The sequence below is a fragment of the Novipirellula herctigrandis genome (genome assembly GCA_007859835.1).
Lineage (GTDB): Bacteria > Planctomycetota > Planctomycetia > Pirellulales > Pirellulaceae > Novipirellula_A > Novipirellula_A herctigrandis.
In genome coordinates, this window is record SJPJ01000001.1 from 2,063,797 (window position 1) to 2,083,645 (window position 19,849).

Annotated in this window: 12 protein-coding genes and 1 pseudogene; 10 read left to right on the top strand and 3 right to left on the bottom strand. The window is 54.4% G+C overall.

Annotated features, from left to right (window positions below; genetic code table 11):
- The 3 genes from CA13_RS34800 to CA13_RS07405 form a co-directional block, all read left to right on the top strand.
- Nucleotides 1-183, top strand: a 183-nt coding sequence (locus tag CA13_RS34800) for a hypothetical protein (RefSeq protein WP_419194045.1), incomplete at its 5' end; no start/stop codon positions are given.
- A complete protein-coding gene (locus tag CA13_RS07400; RefSeq protein ID WP_146395293.1) occupies nucleotides 180-1,781 on the top strand; it encodes a sulfatase family protein in 1,602 nt (533 codons plus the stop codon). The genes CA13_RS34800 and CA13_RS07400, both read left to right, overlap by 4 nt.
- Nucleotides 1,778-3,154 (top strand): Gfo/Idh/MocA family protein, encoded by a 1,377-nt coding sequence (locus CA13_RS07405; RefSeq protein ID WP_146395294.1) that lies wholly within the window; start codon nucleotides 1,778-1,780, stop codon nucleotides 3,152-3,154. Before CA13_RS07400 ends, CA13_RS07405 begins: the two co-directional genes overlap by 4 nt.
- 58 nt (nucleotides 3,155-3,212) lie before the next feature.
- Here CA13_RS07405 and CA13_RS07410 read toward each other — a convergent pair.
- Nucleotides 3,213-4,678: pseudogene (locus CA13_RS07410) on the bottom strand (IS701 family transposase).
- Between the two features lie 158 nt (nucleotides 4,679-4,836).
- Between CA13_RS07410 and CA13_RS07420 the strand changes: the two are divergent.
- Both CA13_RS07420 and CA13_RS07425 read left to right on the top strand, forming a co-directional pair.
- On the top strand, nucleotides 4,837-6,255 hold the full coding sequence (locus tag CA13_RS07420; protein ID WP_146395295.1) for a sulfatase-like hydrolase/transferase: 1,419 nt from the start codon (nucleotides 4,837-4,839) through the stop codon (nucleotides 6,253-6,255).
- Nucleotides 6,256-6,304: 49 nt separating this feature from the next.
- Nucleotides 6,305-7,744: an arylsulfatase gene (locus tag CA13_RS07425; protein ID WP_146395296.1), complete on the top strand. Its 1,440-nt coding sequence runs from the start codon at nucleotides 6,305-6,307 to the stop codon at nucleotides 7,742-7,744.
- 195 nt (nucleotides 7,745-7,939) lie between these two features.
- Here the strand turns inward: CA13_RS07425 and CA13_RS07430 are convergent, their stop codons facing one another.
- Nucleotides 7,940-9,967, bottom strand: a complete 2,028-nt coding sequence (locus tag CA13_RS07430; RefSeq protein ID WP_419194046.1) for a glycosyl hydrolase — start codon at nucleotides 9,965-9,967, stop codon at nucleotides 7,940-7,942.
- Nucleotides 9,968-10,123: 156 nt separating this feature from the next.
- The gene (locus tag CA13_RS07435; RefSeq protein ID WP_146395298.1) at nucleotides 10,124-12,697 is read right to left on the bottom strand and encodes a beta strand repeat-containing protein; all 2,574 of its coding nucleotides are present in this window, start codon (nucleotides 12,695-12,697) and stop codon (nucleotides 10,124-10,126) included.
- A gap of 996 nt (nucleotides 12,698-13,693) precedes the next feature.
- Between CA13_RS07435 and CA13_RS34805 the strand changes: the two genes are divergently transcribed.
- The 5 genes from CA13_RS34805 (at nucleotide 13,694) to CA13_RS07455 (ending at nucleotide 19,835) form a co-directional block, all read left to right on the top strand.
- Nucleotides 13,694-13,870 carry a hypothetical protein gene (locus CA13_RS34805; RefSeq protein ID WP_419194047.1) on the top strand — a complete coding sequence of 59 codons (177 nt, stop codon included), beginning with the start codon at nucleotides 13,694-13,696 and terminating at the stop codon, nucleotides 13,868-13,870.
- Between the two features lie 55 nt (nucleotides 13,871-13,925).
- Nucleotides 13,926-15,401, top strand: a complete 1,476-nt coding sequence (locus CA13_RS07440; protein ID WP_146395299.1) for a sulfatase — start codon at nucleotides 13,926-13,928, stop codon at nucleotides 15,399-15,401.
- 822 nt (nucleotides 15,402-16,223) lie between these two features.
- Nucleotides 16,224-17,111 (top strand): LamG domain-containing protein, encoded by an 888-nt coding sequence (locus tag CA13_RS07445; RefSeq protein ID WP_146395300.1) that lies wholly within the window; start codon nucleotides 16,224-16,226, stop codon nucleotides 17,109-17,111.
- Between the two features lie 321 nt (nucleotides 17,112-17,432).
- Nucleotides 17,433-18,980 (top strand): sulfatase family protein, encoded by a 1,548-nt coding sequence (locus tag CA13_RS07450; RefSeq protein ID WP_419194048.1) that lies wholly within the window; start codon nucleotides 17,433-17,435, stop codon nucleotides 18,978-18,980.
- A gap of 126 nt (nucleotides 18,981-19,106) precedes the next feature.
- On the top strand, nucleotides 19,107-19,835 hold the full coding sequence (locus CA13_RS07455; RefSeq protein ID WP_146395302.1) for an FG-GAP repeat domain-containing protein: 729 nt from the start codon (nucleotides 19,107-19,109) through the stop codon (nucleotides 19,833-19,835).
- Nucleotides 19,836-19,849 lie beyond the last annotated feature (14 nt).

The window sequence follows — 19,849 nt, forward strand, 5'->3', positions numbered from 1 at the left end:
GAAAAAGACTTTGCGAGCTTGATCAAGGTTGGTCGCAGCACCCCAGACGCCCCACAAAAAAACACTCCTCTTCGAATCGGCGAAACATGGACTCAGATCGAAGTACTTGGCAGGCATCTTCGGGATGAACCAAGTCCTCTCCAACAAAACTCACGTCATGAAGACTTGTCGGAGGAGCGATGAGTTTAGTCAGTCGTGCTTTAGTCCGCTGGTGTTTTGGCCTCGTTTTGGTTGCGTCGTCAGCACACATCTTTGCTGCGCCCGAAGATCCAAACGTCTTGATCATCTACACCGACGACCAGGGCTATGGCGATGTCAGCCATTTGAATTCGGAATCCAAATTTCAGACACCGAACATGGATCGGTTGATCAAGGAGGGCCTCAACTTCACGCATGCCCATTCCGCGGGTTCGGCATGCACGCCCTCGCGTTACGCGTTGATGACTGGCCGCTATGCATGGCGCACACATCTGAAATTTGGTGTGGGCAAACCTGACGAGCCGTCGATGATTGCCCAAGGCCGTTTGACGCTTCCGCAAATGCTACGTGATGGCGGCTACCATACGGCCTGCATTGGTAAATGGCATTTGGGAATGTTGCTTCCGGGCTCACGCGGACAACGAGATTGGTCGCAGCCTATTAAAGAAGGCCCAGTGGATCGCGGGTTCGATTATTGGTTTGGCATTCCAACGTCGCCCAAGCTGGTATGTGCCTGGTTCGAGAATCGTGGGCTGGCGCCCGGTGCCGCCGAGCCAACACTACTGACCTACCACAAAAAGAATCTCCCCAACCTCGGGCCGCGTTGGCGGATCATGAAGCCGTACTATACGGACTTGAAGCAACAGCCGCTGGAGACCATTCAGAACAAGCGATTCATCAACGAAGTGGCGCCCGATTGGGAGGATGATCAACTGCTGACCCGTTATACCGACAAGGCGATGCAGTGGATTGGAAAAAAGGCGGACGACGCGAAAAGCGGCAAGCCGTTCTTTCTGTATTTTTCGTTGACCTCGCCGCATGAGCCGGTGGCACCGCGAGCGGACTTCATCGGTAAGAGTGGATGCGGCGGATACGGCGATTTCGTGATGGAGACCGATTACCACGTTGGACGTCTGCTCGATCATCTCGATCAGATGGGGCTGCGTGAAAACACGATCGTCCTCTTTACCAGTGACAATGGCCCTGAGAATACTTGGAAAGACCGCATCAAGGAGTTTGGCCACGACAGCAGCGGCATCCTGAGAGATGGCAAGCGTTCGCAATATGAAGGTGGCCACCGAGTCCCCTTTGCGATCCGCTGGCCGGCGGTGATTGAGGCTGGCCGCGTCTGGGGCAAGCCGGTTTGTCAGGTGGACATAATGGCGACACTCGCCGAAATCATCAAAGCCGACATCCCTGACAATGCAGCGGAAGACAGCCAGAGCTTCGCGGATGTGCTGTTCAACCGCGCCTCAAATTTTGAGCGCATTCCACTGCTCTGTACCAACAATCGCGACGGCCATTTTGCTATCACCGCCGGCAAATGGAAGTTGGTGATGCCGTCAGGCAAGAATGGGCGTGGGCTCTACGATCTTACTGTTGATATTAGCGAAAAAAAGAATCTCATCAAACAGCATCCGGAAGTCGCGAAAAGGTTAGAAGCGCAGCTAACGGATATTGTCTGCAACGGACGTTCAACACCGGGACCCCGCCAGTCTAACGATACTGGCTGGTGGCCGGCGGTCAGTTGGATGACAGCGGACCAATACAAAGCCAAACACCCCGAGGAGCAATTGCAGTGACTTATTCAAGAAGACGATTCCTAAAGGTCACAGCAGCAACCATCGCCGCGCCGGCCGTTTGGACTGGTGCCGCGGCCGCACGTGACAAGAACAGCCGCCTAAGGCTTGGAATGATCGGCTGCGGTGGCAAGGGACTCGACGACGCGAAGCTTGCCGCGGAGCACGGTGATTTTTTTGCGTTGTGCGATGTCGACCGCCGGCAGATTGATCGCTTTGCAGAAAACCCGGCCGTCAGCGGTACCGGCGGACACAAGCCGGATTTCTATTCCGATCACAGAGAATTGCTGCAGCGGGATGACATCGATGCGGTGATCTGCGCAACTCCCGACCACTGGCATACGCCGATCTATGTCGACGCCATTCGGGCGGGCAAACATGTTTACGCCGAAAAACCGATGACCTTGACCATTGACGAAGTGAAGGTCCTGCGGAAGGTGGTCGCCCAGTCAGATCGCACTTTTCAGGTGGGCAACCAGCAGCGTAGTTGCCAGTGGTTCCGTGAAGCGGTCGCGATTGCACAAAGCGGCGTACTCGGCGACAACCTTACGGCAACCTGTTACCTGGACGAAGGTAAGGCCGGGGGCCCCTTCAAAGCTCAGCCCGTCCCGAATGCTCTGGACTGGGACCGCTGGCTGGGACAGGCACCTGACATTCCCTACACAGCTCATCGGTGCCACAAATCGTTCCGATGGTGGTATGAATATTCCGGCGGCAAGCTGACCGATTGGGGGGCCCACCATATCGATATCGCGCAATGGGCCCTGAACACGCTCGATAGCAGCCCGGTCGAAATCAGCGGCAAAGGCTTTCACGATAAGCGTGAGAATTGCTTCAACACGGCACAAACGTTTCACGGAACGATGAGGTTCGCCAACGGCACGAAGCTCGTTTTCGCGGACGGTGGCAGCAAGAATAACGGCATCCTGCTGCAAGGCGACAGAGAACGGGTCTTCGTCAACCGCGGCAAGCTGGTCGGAAACATGCTTAACCATATCACGGCCGATCCGAAGCTTCACGCTACGATTCGTGAATCAGCCGAACGGCTTTACAAGGGCCCCTACGGTCATTCCGACATCGAAATCAATGACTACTCAAGCTTTGGCGGACACAACGGCAAGAACTGGACGCGTGCCAAGAGCTCGCACATGGGCAACTTTTTCAAGTGCATCGAAAGCGGACAGAAGCCGATCTCCGATGTCGTCAGTGTTGGAAGCAGCACAATCGCCTGCCACCTGGGTAACATCGCCCTGCGTTTAGGACGCCAACTGAAGTGGGATCCGGTCAACGAGCGGTTTATCGGCGACGACGAAGCAAACGCGATGCTTAGCCGGAAACAGCGTGAGGGATACGAGATCGAAGCGTCAACGAACTGAACCTCTCACCAGAAGACATTAGCTGGACAGCGCCAGTTTGATGTTATTGGTTATAGTTTCACGCGGATTTTGGCTCGACGCTTTTGATTTGACCGGGGTCGATTCCAAGGTCATGACAGTCAGCGATACGTTTCTTACGATGGCAACGACTTGCTTCCGCGTTACGACGTTGATGGTAGCTGATTCGGAGACGCTCTGCTTCGTACTGCTCATCTCGAAGTCGCTTGGGAAGACCGATGCAGCGGATCACCACATCGGCCGCCCGTCGAACCTGTTCAAGCGTCAGACGCTCAGCGTCGGTGACGACCTCCGTGCGGCACAGACGATGACGAACCCGGGCACAGAACAATTGGCTGACGATCGCCACGATCATGTGACGATGAACGCAGTCCCATCCACGGCATTCAAAGTGATCCCAGCCTAATTCCTCTTTGGCTTCGCGAAAGCACGCTTCCACCTTCCAGCGTCCGAACGCAATTCGCAGCAACTCGCGAACCGTCCATCCATCACGGCCTGGAATTCGATTGCTGATGAAGTACTTTACTTCTCCGGTGCGAACGTTCTTGGCAACGATCAATGTGCATTGCGAGCTGACCAAGCGACCGTCGTGAGTCTTGCGATGGACGATATGCCAGCGAACTTCCCAAATCTCGGGCCCCTTATGCGAGTCCCGTGTGCGGTAACGCTGCGGTGTTTGCGAGGCCAGGCCGGGCGAGTACTTGGCCAAGTTCTGCACTTGGCAAGCCTTCGAGTCGCTGGTGGCCAAGCGAGGGTATTTCTTTTGCCGCCTCTTGGTCTTTTGCCTCGATTTTCGCAGCACTTTTGGCTTCCGCGCCCATGCCCGAAAGTTCGGCGGTACTTCGCCAACGAATGCCTGTTTGCGCTCGTCGAGCCCATCGAGAAACTTCCCGTCACGACCGTAAAGTTCATCAAACGTCCAGGCTTTGACGGTGATGCCATCGGCCATTGCCTGGTCGATCAGCACCAAGGCGATCTGCGGCTTGGTCAGAAACTGGGCCTCGTCAGGGACATGAGTTTTTTTCGGCGCGCGGTGTCGTTGGCCCAGTCTTCGGGCAAGTACGTTCGGGCGGCGATCAGGCACTGGAAAGTCGCTGTGGCAAACGATAGAGCGACGTTGACAACCGCGTTTTCAACTTTGCCGCGATTGCCGTTGTATTGTCGTTTGACTCCGACGGTTTCCTTGCCGGCTTTGGCCGTACCGGTTTCGTCGATCACTCCGATGGCCTGCGGGTCGGCCTGTTCGCGGACGATCACGTTGCGGCATCGCTGGAGTACTTCGTCGTGGTCCCACTTGATGGACTCGAGGAATCGTTGGAGCGTTCGCGGTGCAATGCCTTGTTTCAAAGCAATCGCTTCGACGTTCTTTCGCTGCAGTTCCGAGAGCAGTCCGCGAACATACGCGGCAAACAGCCTTCGGCCTTTGACGCCGTGGAAACAATCGGCAAAGATGGCGAGAAATTGGGCGAGCATCTTTCCGAGCGATGCGATATCCTGTAGTGACATAGAGGCGACCTTCCGTGGTTTCGTCGTGAAACAATTAGCACACGGAGGGTCGTTTCTTTTTGACTCCCAAGTCAAGCGAGATAACTCGCGGCACAGTCACAACTTACGAAATCAGGAAGCCACGAAGTGGCGCTGTCCAGTTAGGGACTGCTGAAATCATGAAATCGAATCCAGCAATACTTGCGGCGGTATTCGCCACAGCATGCTGCACGACTCTGGTCTGCCTTGCTGCAGATAAGCCGAATGTTGTGATCATCATGGTCGATGATCTGGGTGCGGAGAGCGTCGGCGCCTATGGCAACACCGGATTCTCAACTCCGAATATTGATCGCCTTGCTACGGAAGGAGCCCTGTTCGACAGCGCCTATGGCACACCTTCCTGCTCACCGAGTCGCGCGATGATCCTCACCGGGCTCTACACGAACAAGAGCGGCATCATGGAGCGATTGGGGCAAGGCACACAGAACCGATTGCCGGCACACATCCCAGGCTTCGGCAAGATGTTCAAAGCGAACGGCTACAAGACGGCGATCGCAGGCAAGTGGCATTTGGGGAACTTTGACTGGTACCCGAATCACCCGGTCGCGCATGGCTTTGATGAATACTTTCTGGCACCAGGCACCTACGACGGGGTCAAGTCCTCGATCTATTTCGATCCAACAGTCTGGGAGAACGGCACGCTCACGCAATACGTCGGTCAGTACGGACCGGATATGCGCTGCGACTACATCTGTGAATTCATGCAGCGGAACAAAGACGGTCCGTTTCTCGCCTATTATCCGATGTCACTTGTGCACAAGCCCTTCCACAAGCCACCGCTGTTGGACGGCAGGATCAAGCACAACCTGACTAACCCCGGAAAAGACAATGATCAATTCGGCCTGATGGTGTCCTACATGGATCATCTGGTCGGACGTGTTCTGGACAAGATCGAAGAACTTGGCATTGCCGAAGACACTCTTGTGATTTTCACCGCAGACAACGGCACACCGGCCGCGATCACCAGCCTTCTCGGCGATCTGAAAGTCCAGGGTGGCAAACTCCATTTGAAAGAGTCCGGCTATCGTGTGCCGTATATCGCTCGCTGGCCCGGCAAAATTCCGGTGGGACAACGAGATAGTTTTTTTACGCACGCCGACCTGTTTCCGACACTTGCAGGCCTTACAGACCTGCCGATGAAACACGAAGTTAGTGGCAGGGATTTGTCACACAACTTCCTTGGTAAACCTGGTAAGGATCGCGAGTTTGTGCACCTGGCATGGGAAGGCGGCTTCTACATGGTTCGTGACAAACGGTTTCGCATTCATGAAAACAGCAAGCTCTACGACATTCCGGTCACCAGCAATCAGGCTCGCTACAGTGAGCAGGAGTGTTCATCGCCAGGAGATTTTCCGGAAGCATTTAGGTTGCTCAGTGCTGAACTCACCGAGTACCAGAAAATCAAGAAGACGGATGATTCCTACAAGATCATTCCATTCAAAGGACACAAAAAGCACATACAGCGCGCACCTGGATTGGAAGGCAAAGAGCCTGTTAAAATCATGGTCGTCGATAGCAGACGGAAATCATCGAAATAGAAATACGAATGAGATTCGTATTATAAAATATACATTTGTATTCGTCGCAATGACGCTAGTTGCGGTAACCGCCGAAGCGACAACGCTGGAGAATTCGCAGCCGAACATTGTCTTCGTGATGACCGACGATCAGGGGATGAACCTCTCGTGTATCGGACATCCAGAGGTGCAAACCCCGCACATTGATCGCTTCGCAGAGAAGTCGTTGCGGTTTACCAATTTTTATGTAAGCCCCAACTGCGCGCCGACGCGGGCGGCAATCATGAGCGGAGTCCATGAGTTTCGTGCGGCGGTCACCGCCACCCATGCCGAATGCGAACGAATGGCACTTGACCTGACGACGTTCCCACAGCTTCTTCAGCAGGCGGGTTACGAAACGGGACTCTTTGGCAAATGGCATCTGGGTGATCTTGAAGCTCACCGTCCCGGCAACCGTGGTTTCTCGGAGGTGCTAGTGCATGGTGCGGGCGGGATCGGCCAGCGAGAGCGCGGCGTTGAACTCACAAGCTATGCGGACTTCCCACCAAATCAGGGTGAAGGCAAAGCGGCGAAATACTTCGATCCGGTTCTGCTGCACAACGACACGATCGTGCAGACCAAAGGTTATTGTGCAGACATCTTCTTTCATGCCGCGTTGGCCTGGATGCGGGAACAGCATGCAAACAAGCAACCGTTCTTTGCTTACGTTTCGACCAACACCCCGCATTCCCCTTTGATTGCTCCCAAGGAAAACCTACAGCGGATGGCAGACCGCGGAATCAAGAAACCCAATGAACGATTGGCGATGATTGAAAACATCGATGACAACTTCGGAATCATGATGCAGAAGCTTGACCAGTGGAAGATGCTCGACAACACGCTAGTTATTTTCACAACTGACAATGGTTCGCCGCATAAATCGGAGGACCCCAATTTCAGGGCGGGGCATAAAACCGGCAAGGGGACCCCGTACGAAGGCGGTGTGCATGTGCCGTCATTCTGGTACTGGAAAGGAAAGCTTCAGGAAGGCAAAGACATTCCTGCGCTGACCGCTCACATCGATTTGTACCCAACCTTTTGCGAACTGGCAGGCGCCGATGCGTCTCAAGCCGTCCAGAAACTGGAAGGCCGCAGCCTGCTTCCGCTGCTGGAGAACCCAGCAGCAGATTGGGCGCCGCGTACGCTACAAACCCATCGCGGAAATCTCGGCGCTGATCCTCGGAATGCGGCGGATAAGCTGTGGTCGGTGCGGACCGATCGTTGGCGTTTAGTCGGCAAAGAGTTGTTTGATATCGAGAACGACCCATATGAAGATCACGACGTGGCAGATCAATACCCAGAGGTCGTTGAGCAGCTCAGCAAAGCCCACTTCGATTGGTATGAAAGGACGATCCCTTACATGATCAACCAGAACAACACATGGGAGGAGGAGCGTGCTCCTTTGGAAACGCTTTACTACCAGCAGAAATCGAAGCGTGGTATTCCGAGTTGGAGCCCTAAGGGCATCTAAGGTGCATGGCGGGACAAAAGTTTGAGCAGTTGTTGAAGTGGACCGCAAGTGCTGCAAGGAAGCGGTCGACCGGGCGTGGCTCTTCAGGACCGCATCGTCGAGATGTTCGATGGCTGGACGGTAACGATGGCCGAAACGCCCTCGAACCAGCAGACCCAGCCATTTCGAAAAGACTCGAGCCGGCTCCTCCGATGTTCAAGACAATTGACGACGACGGCGTGCAACGAACGAGATCATTCCCAGCATCAACAATCCGAAGGTCGCCGGTTCTGGAACAGCACTGACCACGCCAATGGTTCCATTGGCACCAAAGCTGCTGACATCCCATTGCAACCCGTTGGCCAAGGACGGAGCATCGATGTTGCCGAGAGTACCAGAAAAACTGGTGAAATCGAGTATATCAAACTCATCGCCAACCATCGGTTGGTAGCCGTCCAACAAGACGATCTCCAAAATCGCGTCCGGGTCAAATGAGAGAGAATCGGATAAGACCAAGCGATCAAAATCAATTGCCGATGCCAACTCCAATTCCAAACGTGAACCGCTGGCAAAAATCGCGTTATCTGCGAAAAGCGTTCCGGTGCTGTTGCCCGGAGCCACAATGCCAGACAAGACATTGATATCGGCCGCGATCTGGCCATCGCCTCCCAGCGTACTACCATTTCTAAGTATCACATCGTTCCCTGCGATCGAACCATTAACCAGCAGCGTGCCTTCGGCGACGGTGGTGTAGCCAACATAAGTGTTGTCACCGTTGAGGGTCAGCGTGGCGGAACCCCGTTTGACAATGCCCTGTTCGGATGTTCCACCTTGAACAAGATTCCCATCGTACGAAAAATCTTTGTTGGCGACGAAGGTTGTCTGCGAGTGAATCGCCCCGGTTCCGGTGAGAGAAATGCCAACTCCATCGACGGTCACCGAGCCGCCGGCGTACGTGGTATCGTAGCCGAGCGAAAATCCGGCATTGTCTGCAGCCGTACCCAAAACTAGGTTTGCTCCCCCATTAATCTGAATCGTGCCGGAACCGGCTGCGTTGGTTCCCGACCCGGAGATTTTCAGCGTTCCATTGTTCACATTGTTGTTACTGTAGGCCAACAGAATTTTTCCGTCATTGTAAATATCGATGTTTCGCCAAGTGACCGCGCCGGCCCCGATCTTACGGAGCGTCGCGTCAGCTTCGACGCTGACCGACCCCCAATTGATAACCCCCCAATCACCAGAGCCCCCAAACGTGCTGCTCAATGCCGAGCCGTCCAGGTTCTTCAGCGCGTAAACTCTGGCGACGGAACTGTTGCCCAGATCGGATCCATTGTTGACCAGCGATCCGCCGCGCAGGTAATGCATGTCGGTTCCCGTTCCGGATCCGTTGAGGTCTTTCGTGTCCCCATTGACCAACGTGGGAATGTACTTATCACCCATCGAGGTTGGGCGATAGAGTCCGTTCGCATCTTGGGCCACCAATCGCGAATCGTTGTTGTGGTTCCACCATGCATAGCGTGTCACAAAGTCACGGCTTTCCAACCCTGCGATGGCGGTTTCCAAGAAAATCGTATTGGCCGTATTTGCCTGTTCGAGTGTAAAATTGCCAGGGTTACCATAGTCGAGCATGGCAAACTCAGTCACCCAAATGGGACGATCGTAAGTTTCGTGGTACAGATCGACTTTATCCAAAAACCGATTGGCAGCAGCCGTAGGATTGCTTGTTTGAATCCCCGAATACCAGTGAAACGCAATCTCATCGACTCTGGCACCGTTGTCTGCCACCCGCCCCATAAAATCGGCCAACCAATCGCGTCCGTTCTGGTTATCTGAAACGGCAGGACTGACCAATTTGATATCGGTTCCGGCAAACCCGTCACTGATTGTCTTCCATTGAGCTGCCGCGTTTTCGGCCGTCATGTTCGCTTGCGTAGGCAACTCCGGCTCGTTGAAACCCAGCACGTACTTCGTGTCTCCGTAGCCTTTGATCGCGTTAATTTTGGTCTGCAGATTCCCACCGCTCCAGAACATGGGGACGAATTCGCCGTTGAGTCCATCGATCTTCGTGTGTTTCCAATTGTAGGCCCAACGGGAGTTAGTCGAATTGGAAATTGCCGAACTTCCAGCTCCCAAACCACGCTTGACATCATCTTGGGCAACGAGGCAGGAGTGATTGGCTACCGCCGCAACAAACAGTAGAGTCAAGCAGCAAAACGCGGTCCGCATGCTGAATCGAGAATTCATGATCATGAGAATCTTAAAAGAGAAGAAGAGTATTGGGAGGAAGAGAAAAGACCGCTGCGCGGCGGGATCACGCGAACCGGCTTGTAACAAAAAAAAATGCCGATCGTCCTGATCGGCACTATTCGATTTAACAATAGAAGGATGCAGCCGTTTGGCCTAGCGCCGGCGACGTCGAACCGCAACGGCACCAAATCCAAGGACCAACAACATGGCGGTCGAAGGTTCCGGAACGGCGGTTACGGTTAGCGTACCGCCGGTCAGCAAGTCACTGGTGTCAAACGAGAGGCCACCACCGAGATCGGTTCCGGTAATCGATGCAAAGCTTCCTGAGAAGGAGCTCCAGTTTTCGAAGACCAGAAAGGAATCTCCATTCATGGCCACGTAGCCGGTAGTATCCAAGGCAAGTATGCCACCTGCGGTGAGCACATCGCCGCCATCGTTGAGCAGAACGTCGAAGAAACCAGCACCTGTTCCCGTGAGTTCGAGCGTTGTGGTCGCGGTGGATCCCAGCGTCAGGGCCTCGTCGAAGGTCAGGGTGCCAGGGCTGTTGCCCGGGTTCAGCTTACCGTCCACGGTCACGGCTCCCCCGAGGACACCGGCACCGCTGAGTGTGCCGTTCGCGCCGACGGCCACTGTGCCGCTGACGGTCGAACCAGTGTTGTTATTCCAAATCAGTTCGCCTGCGGAAACCGTCACGTCTCCGAAGGCTGTGGTATATCCACCGCTCCGGTTGAAGGTCTGCGTTCCGTCGCCGGTCTTGACGATGTCGATGGTTCCGCTGCCCGCGACGTTAGCGTTGTAGGCATAACTTTCGGCAGTGCCTACATTAAGAGTGAGTGTTGCGTCGGCACCATTGTTCTGCAGTGTTCTGGTATGACTACCCGTTACGATAGCCAGACCACCGATCTCCTGTGCAAATCCATTCATCTCAAAGGCGGAAGTGTGTCCTGAGCCAGCACCACCGATCAATACCGCAGAGTCAGCCGAGAGTGCATTCGCTGATTGTGCAGTCAGGACCGCTCTATCAATCGTTGTATTGCCTTTGTAGGTTTGCACGGCGCTGAGTGTGACCGCATTACTACCAGCACTATAAGTCACACCACCCTCGCCGCTGATCACACCACTGTAGGCAATGGCATTCGAGCGATTGAAAACAACCGCACCATCATTGGCAATATCGGCAGTTGCAATGCCACCCGTCCCGCCGCCGTTACCGCTCTGCAGGGTGCTATTGGCACTCACGGTTACCGCGCCGGTGGGGTCATTTCCAGCCCACACGAGTTCGCCAGCGTTGACCGTAAGGTCAACTGCTTTTGCTTCGCCATTGGTAATTTTTTGTGTGCCTAATCCGTTTTTAACCACATTGATGCCAGGGCCTGTTACGGCGAAAGCACTCCCGTAGGTGTAGTTAGCTGCGTCAGCCACATTGATGGTTAAGGTGGAGACCGTTGCGCCGTTATTATCGACTCGACGAGTATTGGAGGCGGTGCTTGTCAGGCCGGCGATTTCTGCATCAAAGCCATTCATTTGGAAAAGACTCGAACCTTCTCCTCCGAGTTGCAAGACAGTGGCATGCGACAGTGCGTCGTCGGCTCCTAGAGCGAGCGTGCCTCTCCAGACCCTGGTAATGCCTGTATGGTCTGAGTTCGTTCCACTGACGGTGAGTGTATTGGTATTGCCGTCATGGTTGGCATGCCCGATATGAAGGATGCCGGAGCCGGTAATCTTCCCGCCAAATGCGTTGGCTCCTTGGTTCACGATGGAGCCGCCAAAACCATTTACATGGAGTTCCCGGCTGCTGCCCATGTTCACTCCCCCGAGGAGGAGGACACCTGCATTGGCAAGATCATTCCCAGAGAGTGTGACATTCCCCGTGCCCAACTGATTAACATTGTTGATCGACGCTTTTGACGCGTTGCCAATCTCCAGTCCGCCTGACCAGGTCGAGTTGTCACCGCGAATGTAAACGATCTTCTTGCCCATAAACTCAGTCCTCATCCCTGCAGTTCCAGAGATGTCTCCGCTCAATGTGTAATTGTAGGCGGCTTGGGCATCGAAGGCCACTTGTCCGGTTCCGTCGAGCACCCAGTCGTTGGCCAAAGTGGTGTTATTCACATCCGCGAGGAATCTCGTTGTCCCAGCTGCAATCTTGACCGTTCCGAACTGCCCGATGGTAGTATTGCTCCCCCTGATTTGACCGTCTGTTCCGGTATAGTCGAGGGTTGCGCCGCTGACCGCCCAGGCTGTGGTAGGAGCACCGATGGCTTGGAATCCACTATCGCTGTTGATGGTCAGCGTATCGCCGCTGCTCACACTGAGGCCAGCGTCGTTGCCCGATGTCAGAAACTGAAAGGCGTTGCCACCTGTCGAGGTCCAAGTCGCTCCACCCGACTTGATCGTGATCGCCTGATCGCCGCCGGAGCCATCGAATTGCAAGATCTGACCCGTGGTTTTGGTCAAGTCTCCTACGGTCAGGCCGGAGCCGATGCTGACCACCTCAGTGGCACTCGCTGTCGTAAAGTTCGCAGTCGTGGCACCGGTGTTGTCCCATGTCGTGTCGCTCGAGCCGTCCCACCAGTTGCCGGTGGTGGTGTCCCATGTGCCGGTTCCGCCAGGGGAAGTGCCTCCCGAAACAGCGGGATCCCAAGTGAGTTGCGCCGAAGCGGTGGAAGTTGCGATGAACGCACAAAAACCACCGATGGCCAGTAATAAGAGGAAGCGTGTTCTCATGGTGACTAATCAACCTGTAGAAAAATTCGAGTAGAAAGTGGATTGTCGCCAATCCCCACTCCTCAGGCTTCGGTCTTTCCTGAGGACAATACTTGTCCCATGGTACAAGCGGTAAGGCCTGCGGTTTAGGCAAAATACGTCAGTTTTTGGGATAAATACTTAAAAGCTGCAATTCGAGTACCCTGTAGCGGTCATCTATTAATGTTTTGCGTCATCGGATCAAGGAATTGCGACACTTCATCACACGCACGATGCAAACTCCGACGATTGAGTTTCTTGTTCATAAGCTTGCAGTGGCGACACAATCCGCTCGAATTTGCAACCTTAAACTGTCCACTACCGAAATCGAAGTATTGATCGACGGAGCAACTTTACCGGGCGTCCCGATCAACGGCCTGTTGTTGCCAACGATCTGGTCTGTGGCCTGAGGTGTTTTCGAACCTGGAATCAGCCGAACTCTGGGATCGCGACGAGCCGCAAAATGCTGGTTGAGCGCCCGTTAAAATAATAATGGGTGTCGGATAACGAAAAGCTGTCAAAGGCCAGTTTCGCTGGCCTGTCGGAGTCAAGCCAAATCCAGCACGACCGCCTAGGTCTCAGCCACAACCCCCGTGCCATTCGTACTGGCACCTTTTGTTGTACACAAACATTTTACAGCAGCTCATGAAATCTGGCTTCGATCAGTGCGAAACGATGATCCGCCACATGATCAACCAGAACAATACTTGGAAGGAGGGACATGCTCCTCTGGAAACGCTCTACTACAAGCCGAAACTTCTACAGGCAAAAAGTGGAGGCCGGCATTGTGTTGTAGAGCCGAAAGGACAATCGAGGTGTTCGACCATGATACAATGCCCCAGGAATACACGGACGAGATGCGGGTGACGTTTATTTATTCCCAAATACAGTTCTGCGGCGTCCAGCGTCTCGGCAATCAACGGGAGTGAACACGCATGTTTGTCGATGGGGAACGTACACAGGATTTCTACGATCTCTGTGAACAAGGCCTTATCGGCCGTCCGTGAAAACAAGCCAGCGGAGGCGGAGAGCGTCTTGAAGAAATTTGAAGTCGTCGCGAAGCATCTCAAGCCGGACACGGTCTCGCCGGCTTCGGTCGGAGAACACGCGAGTTCGCCCAATGCGTTGATGCGACGTACGCACGCAACGCTGTAAATGTCCTCCGAAAACACATCGAGACAATGACAAAGTGATTGCGAGAAATAGCAGAATGAGTATCCACCGGAATTCCATTGCCTCCGCGACTCTGCGTCTTTGCGCGAGTTTTCTTATACTTGGTTGCTCGGTTGCATTCTCGGCGGACAAGCCCAACGTGCTGTTCATCTCGGCTGATGATATGAACTGCGATCTGGGAGCCTACGGACATCCATTGGTAAAGACGCCGAATCTTGATCGCCTTTGCAGCATGGGCGTCCGTTTTGACGCGGCCTACTGTCAGCAGCCACTATGTGGCCCCAGCCGAGCCAGCATCATGACCGGGTTGCGCCCTGATACGCTCGACATGCACACGCTGAAGCATGAACTGCGTCAGAAGAACCCGGACGTCGTGACGCTCGGACAGATGTTTCGCGGGCAAGGGTACTACTCGGCTCGAGCCGGCAAGATCTATCACTACGGTAACCCCAAGATGATTGGGACCGATGGCAATGACGATCCGGCCACGTGGGACCAGCGCCACAACCCGATCGGCATTGATCGTTCGCAGCAGGAAAAGATCACTCGTTACGGAGCCGGTCGCGAGGATGACAAAAACCTTGGCATCAGCATGGCATGGTGGGATCCGGAAAGCCGCGATGAAGAGCACACGGACGGCATGGTCGCAGCGAAGATCGTCGATCTGATCAAGCAAAAGAAGGACGAGCCGTTTTTCCTCGCTGCCGGATTCTTCAATCCGCACTGCCCGTACGTGGCCCCGAAGAAGTACTTCGATCTGTACCCGCTCGATCAAATCACCATGCCCGATCTTGACGCGGCGAAAGTTGACCTTGAAGACGTCCCGCCCATGGCCGTCATGCGCGACACTAAGAACTGGCCCTTCTACTTTAAGGACGTTACTGTCAAAGAGGCACGCAAATGCAAGCAGGCGTACTTCGCCACCATCTCGTTCGTGGATGTGCAAGTCGGCCGGTTGCTCGATGCGCTCGAAGAAAACGACTTGATGGACAACACAATCATTGTGTTCTGGTCCGACCACGGATATTTTCTTGGCGAGAAAGGCTTGTGGTACAAGCGAAAAGCCTTCGAGCGTTCCGCTCGCATGCCGTTGATTATCGCGGCTCCCGGCCTGAGCCAAGGCAAGAACACAACGAAGCCCGTTGAACTGCTCGACGTTTACCCCACGCTCGCCGATCTGTGTGGACTGAAGCCACCCGCTAACCTGGAAGGCCAATCGCTCCGCCCCCTGCTGAGTAATCCGACCGGTAGCGTGGGGGGCGTTTCTGTATGGACCAAACCTGCCGTCACACAGATCTGGCACAGCAAGAAAGCGTGGGGCTATTCGATTCGGACCGACCGCTACCGCTATACCGAATGGCTGGAAGGCCGGGCCGGCCGCGAACTCTACGACCATTCGATCGACTCCGACGAAATCACGAACCTTGCTAACGAGCCGCAGCATGCAAAGACGGTGGCGGCACTGTCCGGTCAACTGAAGAAGTATGTGCGGTTGAAACCATACAAGCGGTAACAATCGCATGGTGCCGATCAACGATGTTGATGCGAAACGTCGTCACCGTATCTCGTCGCAGAGAGTCCTCCTCGGGCCGTCTTCCGGTCGCCAACAATCCGGTTAACAGTCATGCGTAATCGGATGAGTTCCAATATGCAAAATCTCATTTGGCTGTTCCTGGTCGCACTGGCCACCTCAACGGCAGTAGGGAAAATTCACCCGCCGCGAGCTCGTCGAATCCCAACGGCCTGTTCATTCGGATCGATGATTTTGGATGGATCAAATTCGGCTACAACAGCAGCACGTTTTATAAAACGCCGCGGATCGACAAGCTGTCGAAAGAATCGATGCGAAGTTTCAACTCTACGCCCATTGGGGACCGTATACGCTATCCGGGACGTGGACTGAATCCGGGGCGTGGACTGAATCCGGGGCGTGGACTGACACCCCCAACATCAACTGGGGAACGACTACATCACTTGTTATCTGGGCTTTTACAACCCCGATCCTGAAGAGGCGAGACGAATGGCGTTTGGAAAGCGTTAGGGTCCGATCTCCTCCGGTGCCGGCTATCGCGATCTCTGCGAAAACTTCACCGCCAAAGGATTGGTTTGGAACCAAAAGAGACGGGGATCGTTATAGGGGCACTCGCAAATGCGCCAAACGCAATCTCGGCAACCACCGCGCCGAATTACCGACGAGCCAGAACTTTCCGCAGTCGGCATTTCACGGCGGACCCAAATGGGCTCGTTACGATTTGATTTCGTTTATGCTTACTTATTCGAATTCAACGAATAAAGCCACGGACCCACAAAGCCAAGGACCAATGGACGCGGAAACATGATACCAAAACCAACCAACCCCATCGCGAAATTGGCGGTGATGATTAGCCTACTGGCCGGATCCGTTGCCCATGCCCAACGAAACATCAATGCCGAGGCTGCGAATGACGCTGCGGCAATTGAGTCCAAAGTGGATCAATGGGACAATTTCCCCAGCGGGCGGATGATCCAGTTCAGCGGACATTCGTGGCGGGTCAAGGGCGGCGGTCCCAATCAGCGTTACGGTCCGGGCGGCTTTCCATTCGGTGCATCGGACCAAAGCGTTTGGGTCGACAAGCAAGGGCGGTTGCATTTGCGAGTCACACAAATCGATGGCGTCTGGCACTCCGCGGAAGTTCGCCTTACCGAACCACTGGGCCACGGTGATTACCGATTTACGACCGTTGGCCGGATCGATGACCTCGACCCGAATCTAGTCTTCGGTCTGTTTCTATGGGAATATCAAGCAAGTTACGACGAATCCAACGCGCGCAATGTGGCCAACGAATTCGACATCGAATTTGGAACCTGGAAAGACCCCAAGCGTGCTCCGGCTCAGTTTGTTTGCCAGCCCTGGCATCACAAAGATAGCTTGCACCCCTATCGGTTCTCACTCGTGGGTGATGATGTGCTTAGTACCCATACGTTTCGTTGGCTGCCCAAGCGTGTTGAGTGTCGTGCGTGGCGCGGTGGCCCCAAGGGCGAACACATCTCCGACCAGCAACTCACCCAATGGACCTACGCTGGACCGAACGTTCCTGGCGGCACGCCCCAGGTACATTTGAATTTTTGGTGCATCGAGGAACCCCCGGCGCGCGCGACGCCGCAAGAAGTCATCATCGATCAGTTCGAATTTGTCCCTGTCAAAAAGCAAGCGGTTCAGCGAACGATCACACAAGATCAATGAGCCTGCTGAGAATCGCTCGCTAACGCCACGAAAAGGACACATCGAAGTTCATTAAGGTCCTGGGAATGGTGTCGGTCCTGACATCGACATGTTGGAGAAGAGAAAAACAAAGGACCGAAGCAATCGCAATTTCCAATTTGGATTCACCGGTATACTGCAACGGTCCCCGGGATCGGCACTTCTCTTTTTTTGAAGACGTTCCGGCAACCGTTTCGCCAAAAGTTTGCGGACCGTTCCGATTTTTGTCTAATCAACGCCTCCAATATGCATTTCCAATGGTACGCGAATTCGATAGGAGAACCGGTGCAAAAACTCAAAGCTATGATTCTTCCAACTTTGCTGCTGGCACTGCTGTGTCCGGCCACAATCATTGCGGCGGCAGAGAAGCCCAATATCGTTTACATCCTTGCCGACGATATGGGGATCGGCGAGATCGCTTGCTACAACTCCGAAGGAAAGATCCCCACCCCGCATGTCGACGCTTTGGCGAGTCAGGGCATGAAGTTTATGGATGCTCATATCAGCTCGAGCGTCTGTACCCCGACTCGCTACGGCATTCTGACCGGGCGATATGCATGGCGGACCTCACTGAAAGAGGGAGTTCTCGGCCCTTACAGTCCCCCGTTGATCGAAGCCGATCGGGAAACCGTCGCCTCCTTTCTTAAAAACCATGGATATCGCACGGCATGCCTAGGTAAGTGGCATCTCGGTATGAATTGGAAACACAGCAACTCATTAGGCTCCAGGAGGGTCTCCGCGAAACACATCGACCCAACCGTACCAATCACGAATGGTCCACTCGATCGCGGCTTCGACTTCTTCCTGGGCGCCGACAGCCATGACATGCACTACATCCGAAATCGAAGAGTGGATGGAGAAGTCACGCTGCTTGGTTCCAGAGCAGAAATCGAAAAGCGGACCAGCGCGGAGGTTAAGTTTAATCAACTTTGGGCGATCGATGGATTCGCATTCGAGGATCGTCTTGCGCTGATGGCAACAGAGACGGACCAATGGATTCGCCAGGCACCGGACCAGCCGTTCTTTGTTTATCTGGCCCTTCATTCACCGCACAACCCGATCGTGCCCAGCAAGGATTTCCAAGGCAAGAGTGGGCTCAATTCCCATGCGGACTACTGCATGGAGACTGACTGGGTCGTCGGCCAGGTGCTCAAAACTCTGGATGAACTAAAACTGGCGGACGACACCATCGTGATTTTCACCGCCGACAATGGCACATCGCCGGCGGCCGACGTTGGCACGTTACTCGAAAAAGGCCACAACCCAAGTTGGAAGTACCGTGGTCTGAAGGGCACGCTTTGGGAAGGTGGTCATCGTGTGCCCTTCGTCGTCCGCTGGCCAGGCAACATCCAGCCAGGCACCGAGTCACATCAAACGATCTGCTCAACTGACTTGTTGGCCAGTTGCGCCGATTTGTTTGAGCAGAAGCTTCCCGATAATGTCGGCGAGGATAGCATTAGTTTCCTTCCCGCACTCAAGGGCGACACGATTCCGGGTGTGCACGAGCGGATGATTGTCCATCATTCGGATGCGGGAGTCTTTGCCATCCGCAAAGGTAAATGGAAACTTATGTTTGACAAAGACGGTGGATCCCGGCGCGGTGTGAACGAACAGAAAAGCAATCCGGTCATCGACAGCGCGGATCATCTGCTCTTCGACATGCAGAAGGATGAGTCGGAAACCACCAACCTGCTGCATCAGCATCCCGAAGTGGTGGAGTCATTGAAAAAAGACTTTGCGAGTTTGATCAAGGTTGGTCGCAGCACCCCAGGCGCCCCACAAAAAAACGCTCCTCTTCGAATCGGCGAAACCTGGACTCAGATCGAAGTACTGGATAAGTATTTGAAGTGATTGGAAATCCTCCTAGCAACCGGAGTGCCATAGTCGGAGATCGCAATAACACTCGACCGGAGATGCCGCGTCGCGAGGGTTGCGAGTTACCACCCATTGGATGACCTTTTGGCGGAAGTACGAAGCATGACGAGTAAACATCTGATCGCATCGATGGTCGCAATCGCGATTGGCTGCTCACATTCAGCTGTCAGCTACGCAGAGACTCCCGACACGTCTTCCCGCTCCGAAGAGTGGAAACGACACTCAATTGATACCACATCACTCGGCGTGGACGGTGTTCGCAGCGCGGACGTCAACGGCGATGGTCTTCCTGATCTTGTCTGCGGTTGGGAACAGGGAGGAGTTTATCGGATCTACTTGATGCAGCGAAAACCAGAGTCACTCCCTAGGTGGATTCACGTGGATGCGGGGGCGGCACCTGCCGTCGAAGATGCGCTGTTGGTGGATCTGGATCAAGACGGAGCGATTGAGGTAGTGAGCTCAACCGAAGGGAACCATCGAAAGGTCCTCGTCCACTGGGCCCCACCGCCGACCAAGCACTATCCGGATAGCTCTCTTTGGAAAACGGAAACGCTCTTTGAAAACGGCAGCCGCTGGATGTTTGCCGTGGCCATGGATGTCGATGGCAGGCACGGCCCAGACGTTATGGTTGGTGGAAAGAGGCAAGGCGGTTCGATTGGCTGGTTAGAAAGCCCCGCCAATCCGCGAGACACGAATGCCTGGAAGTTTCATAAACTGACTGATGCGACATGGACCATGTCCATCATCTGCAGAGACTCCAAGGGGGACGGGCTATCATCAAAACGGAAGAGAACAACAATTCCCAGAACGGCAACGCCGGCCTCGGTGTAATCTGGTACGAAAAT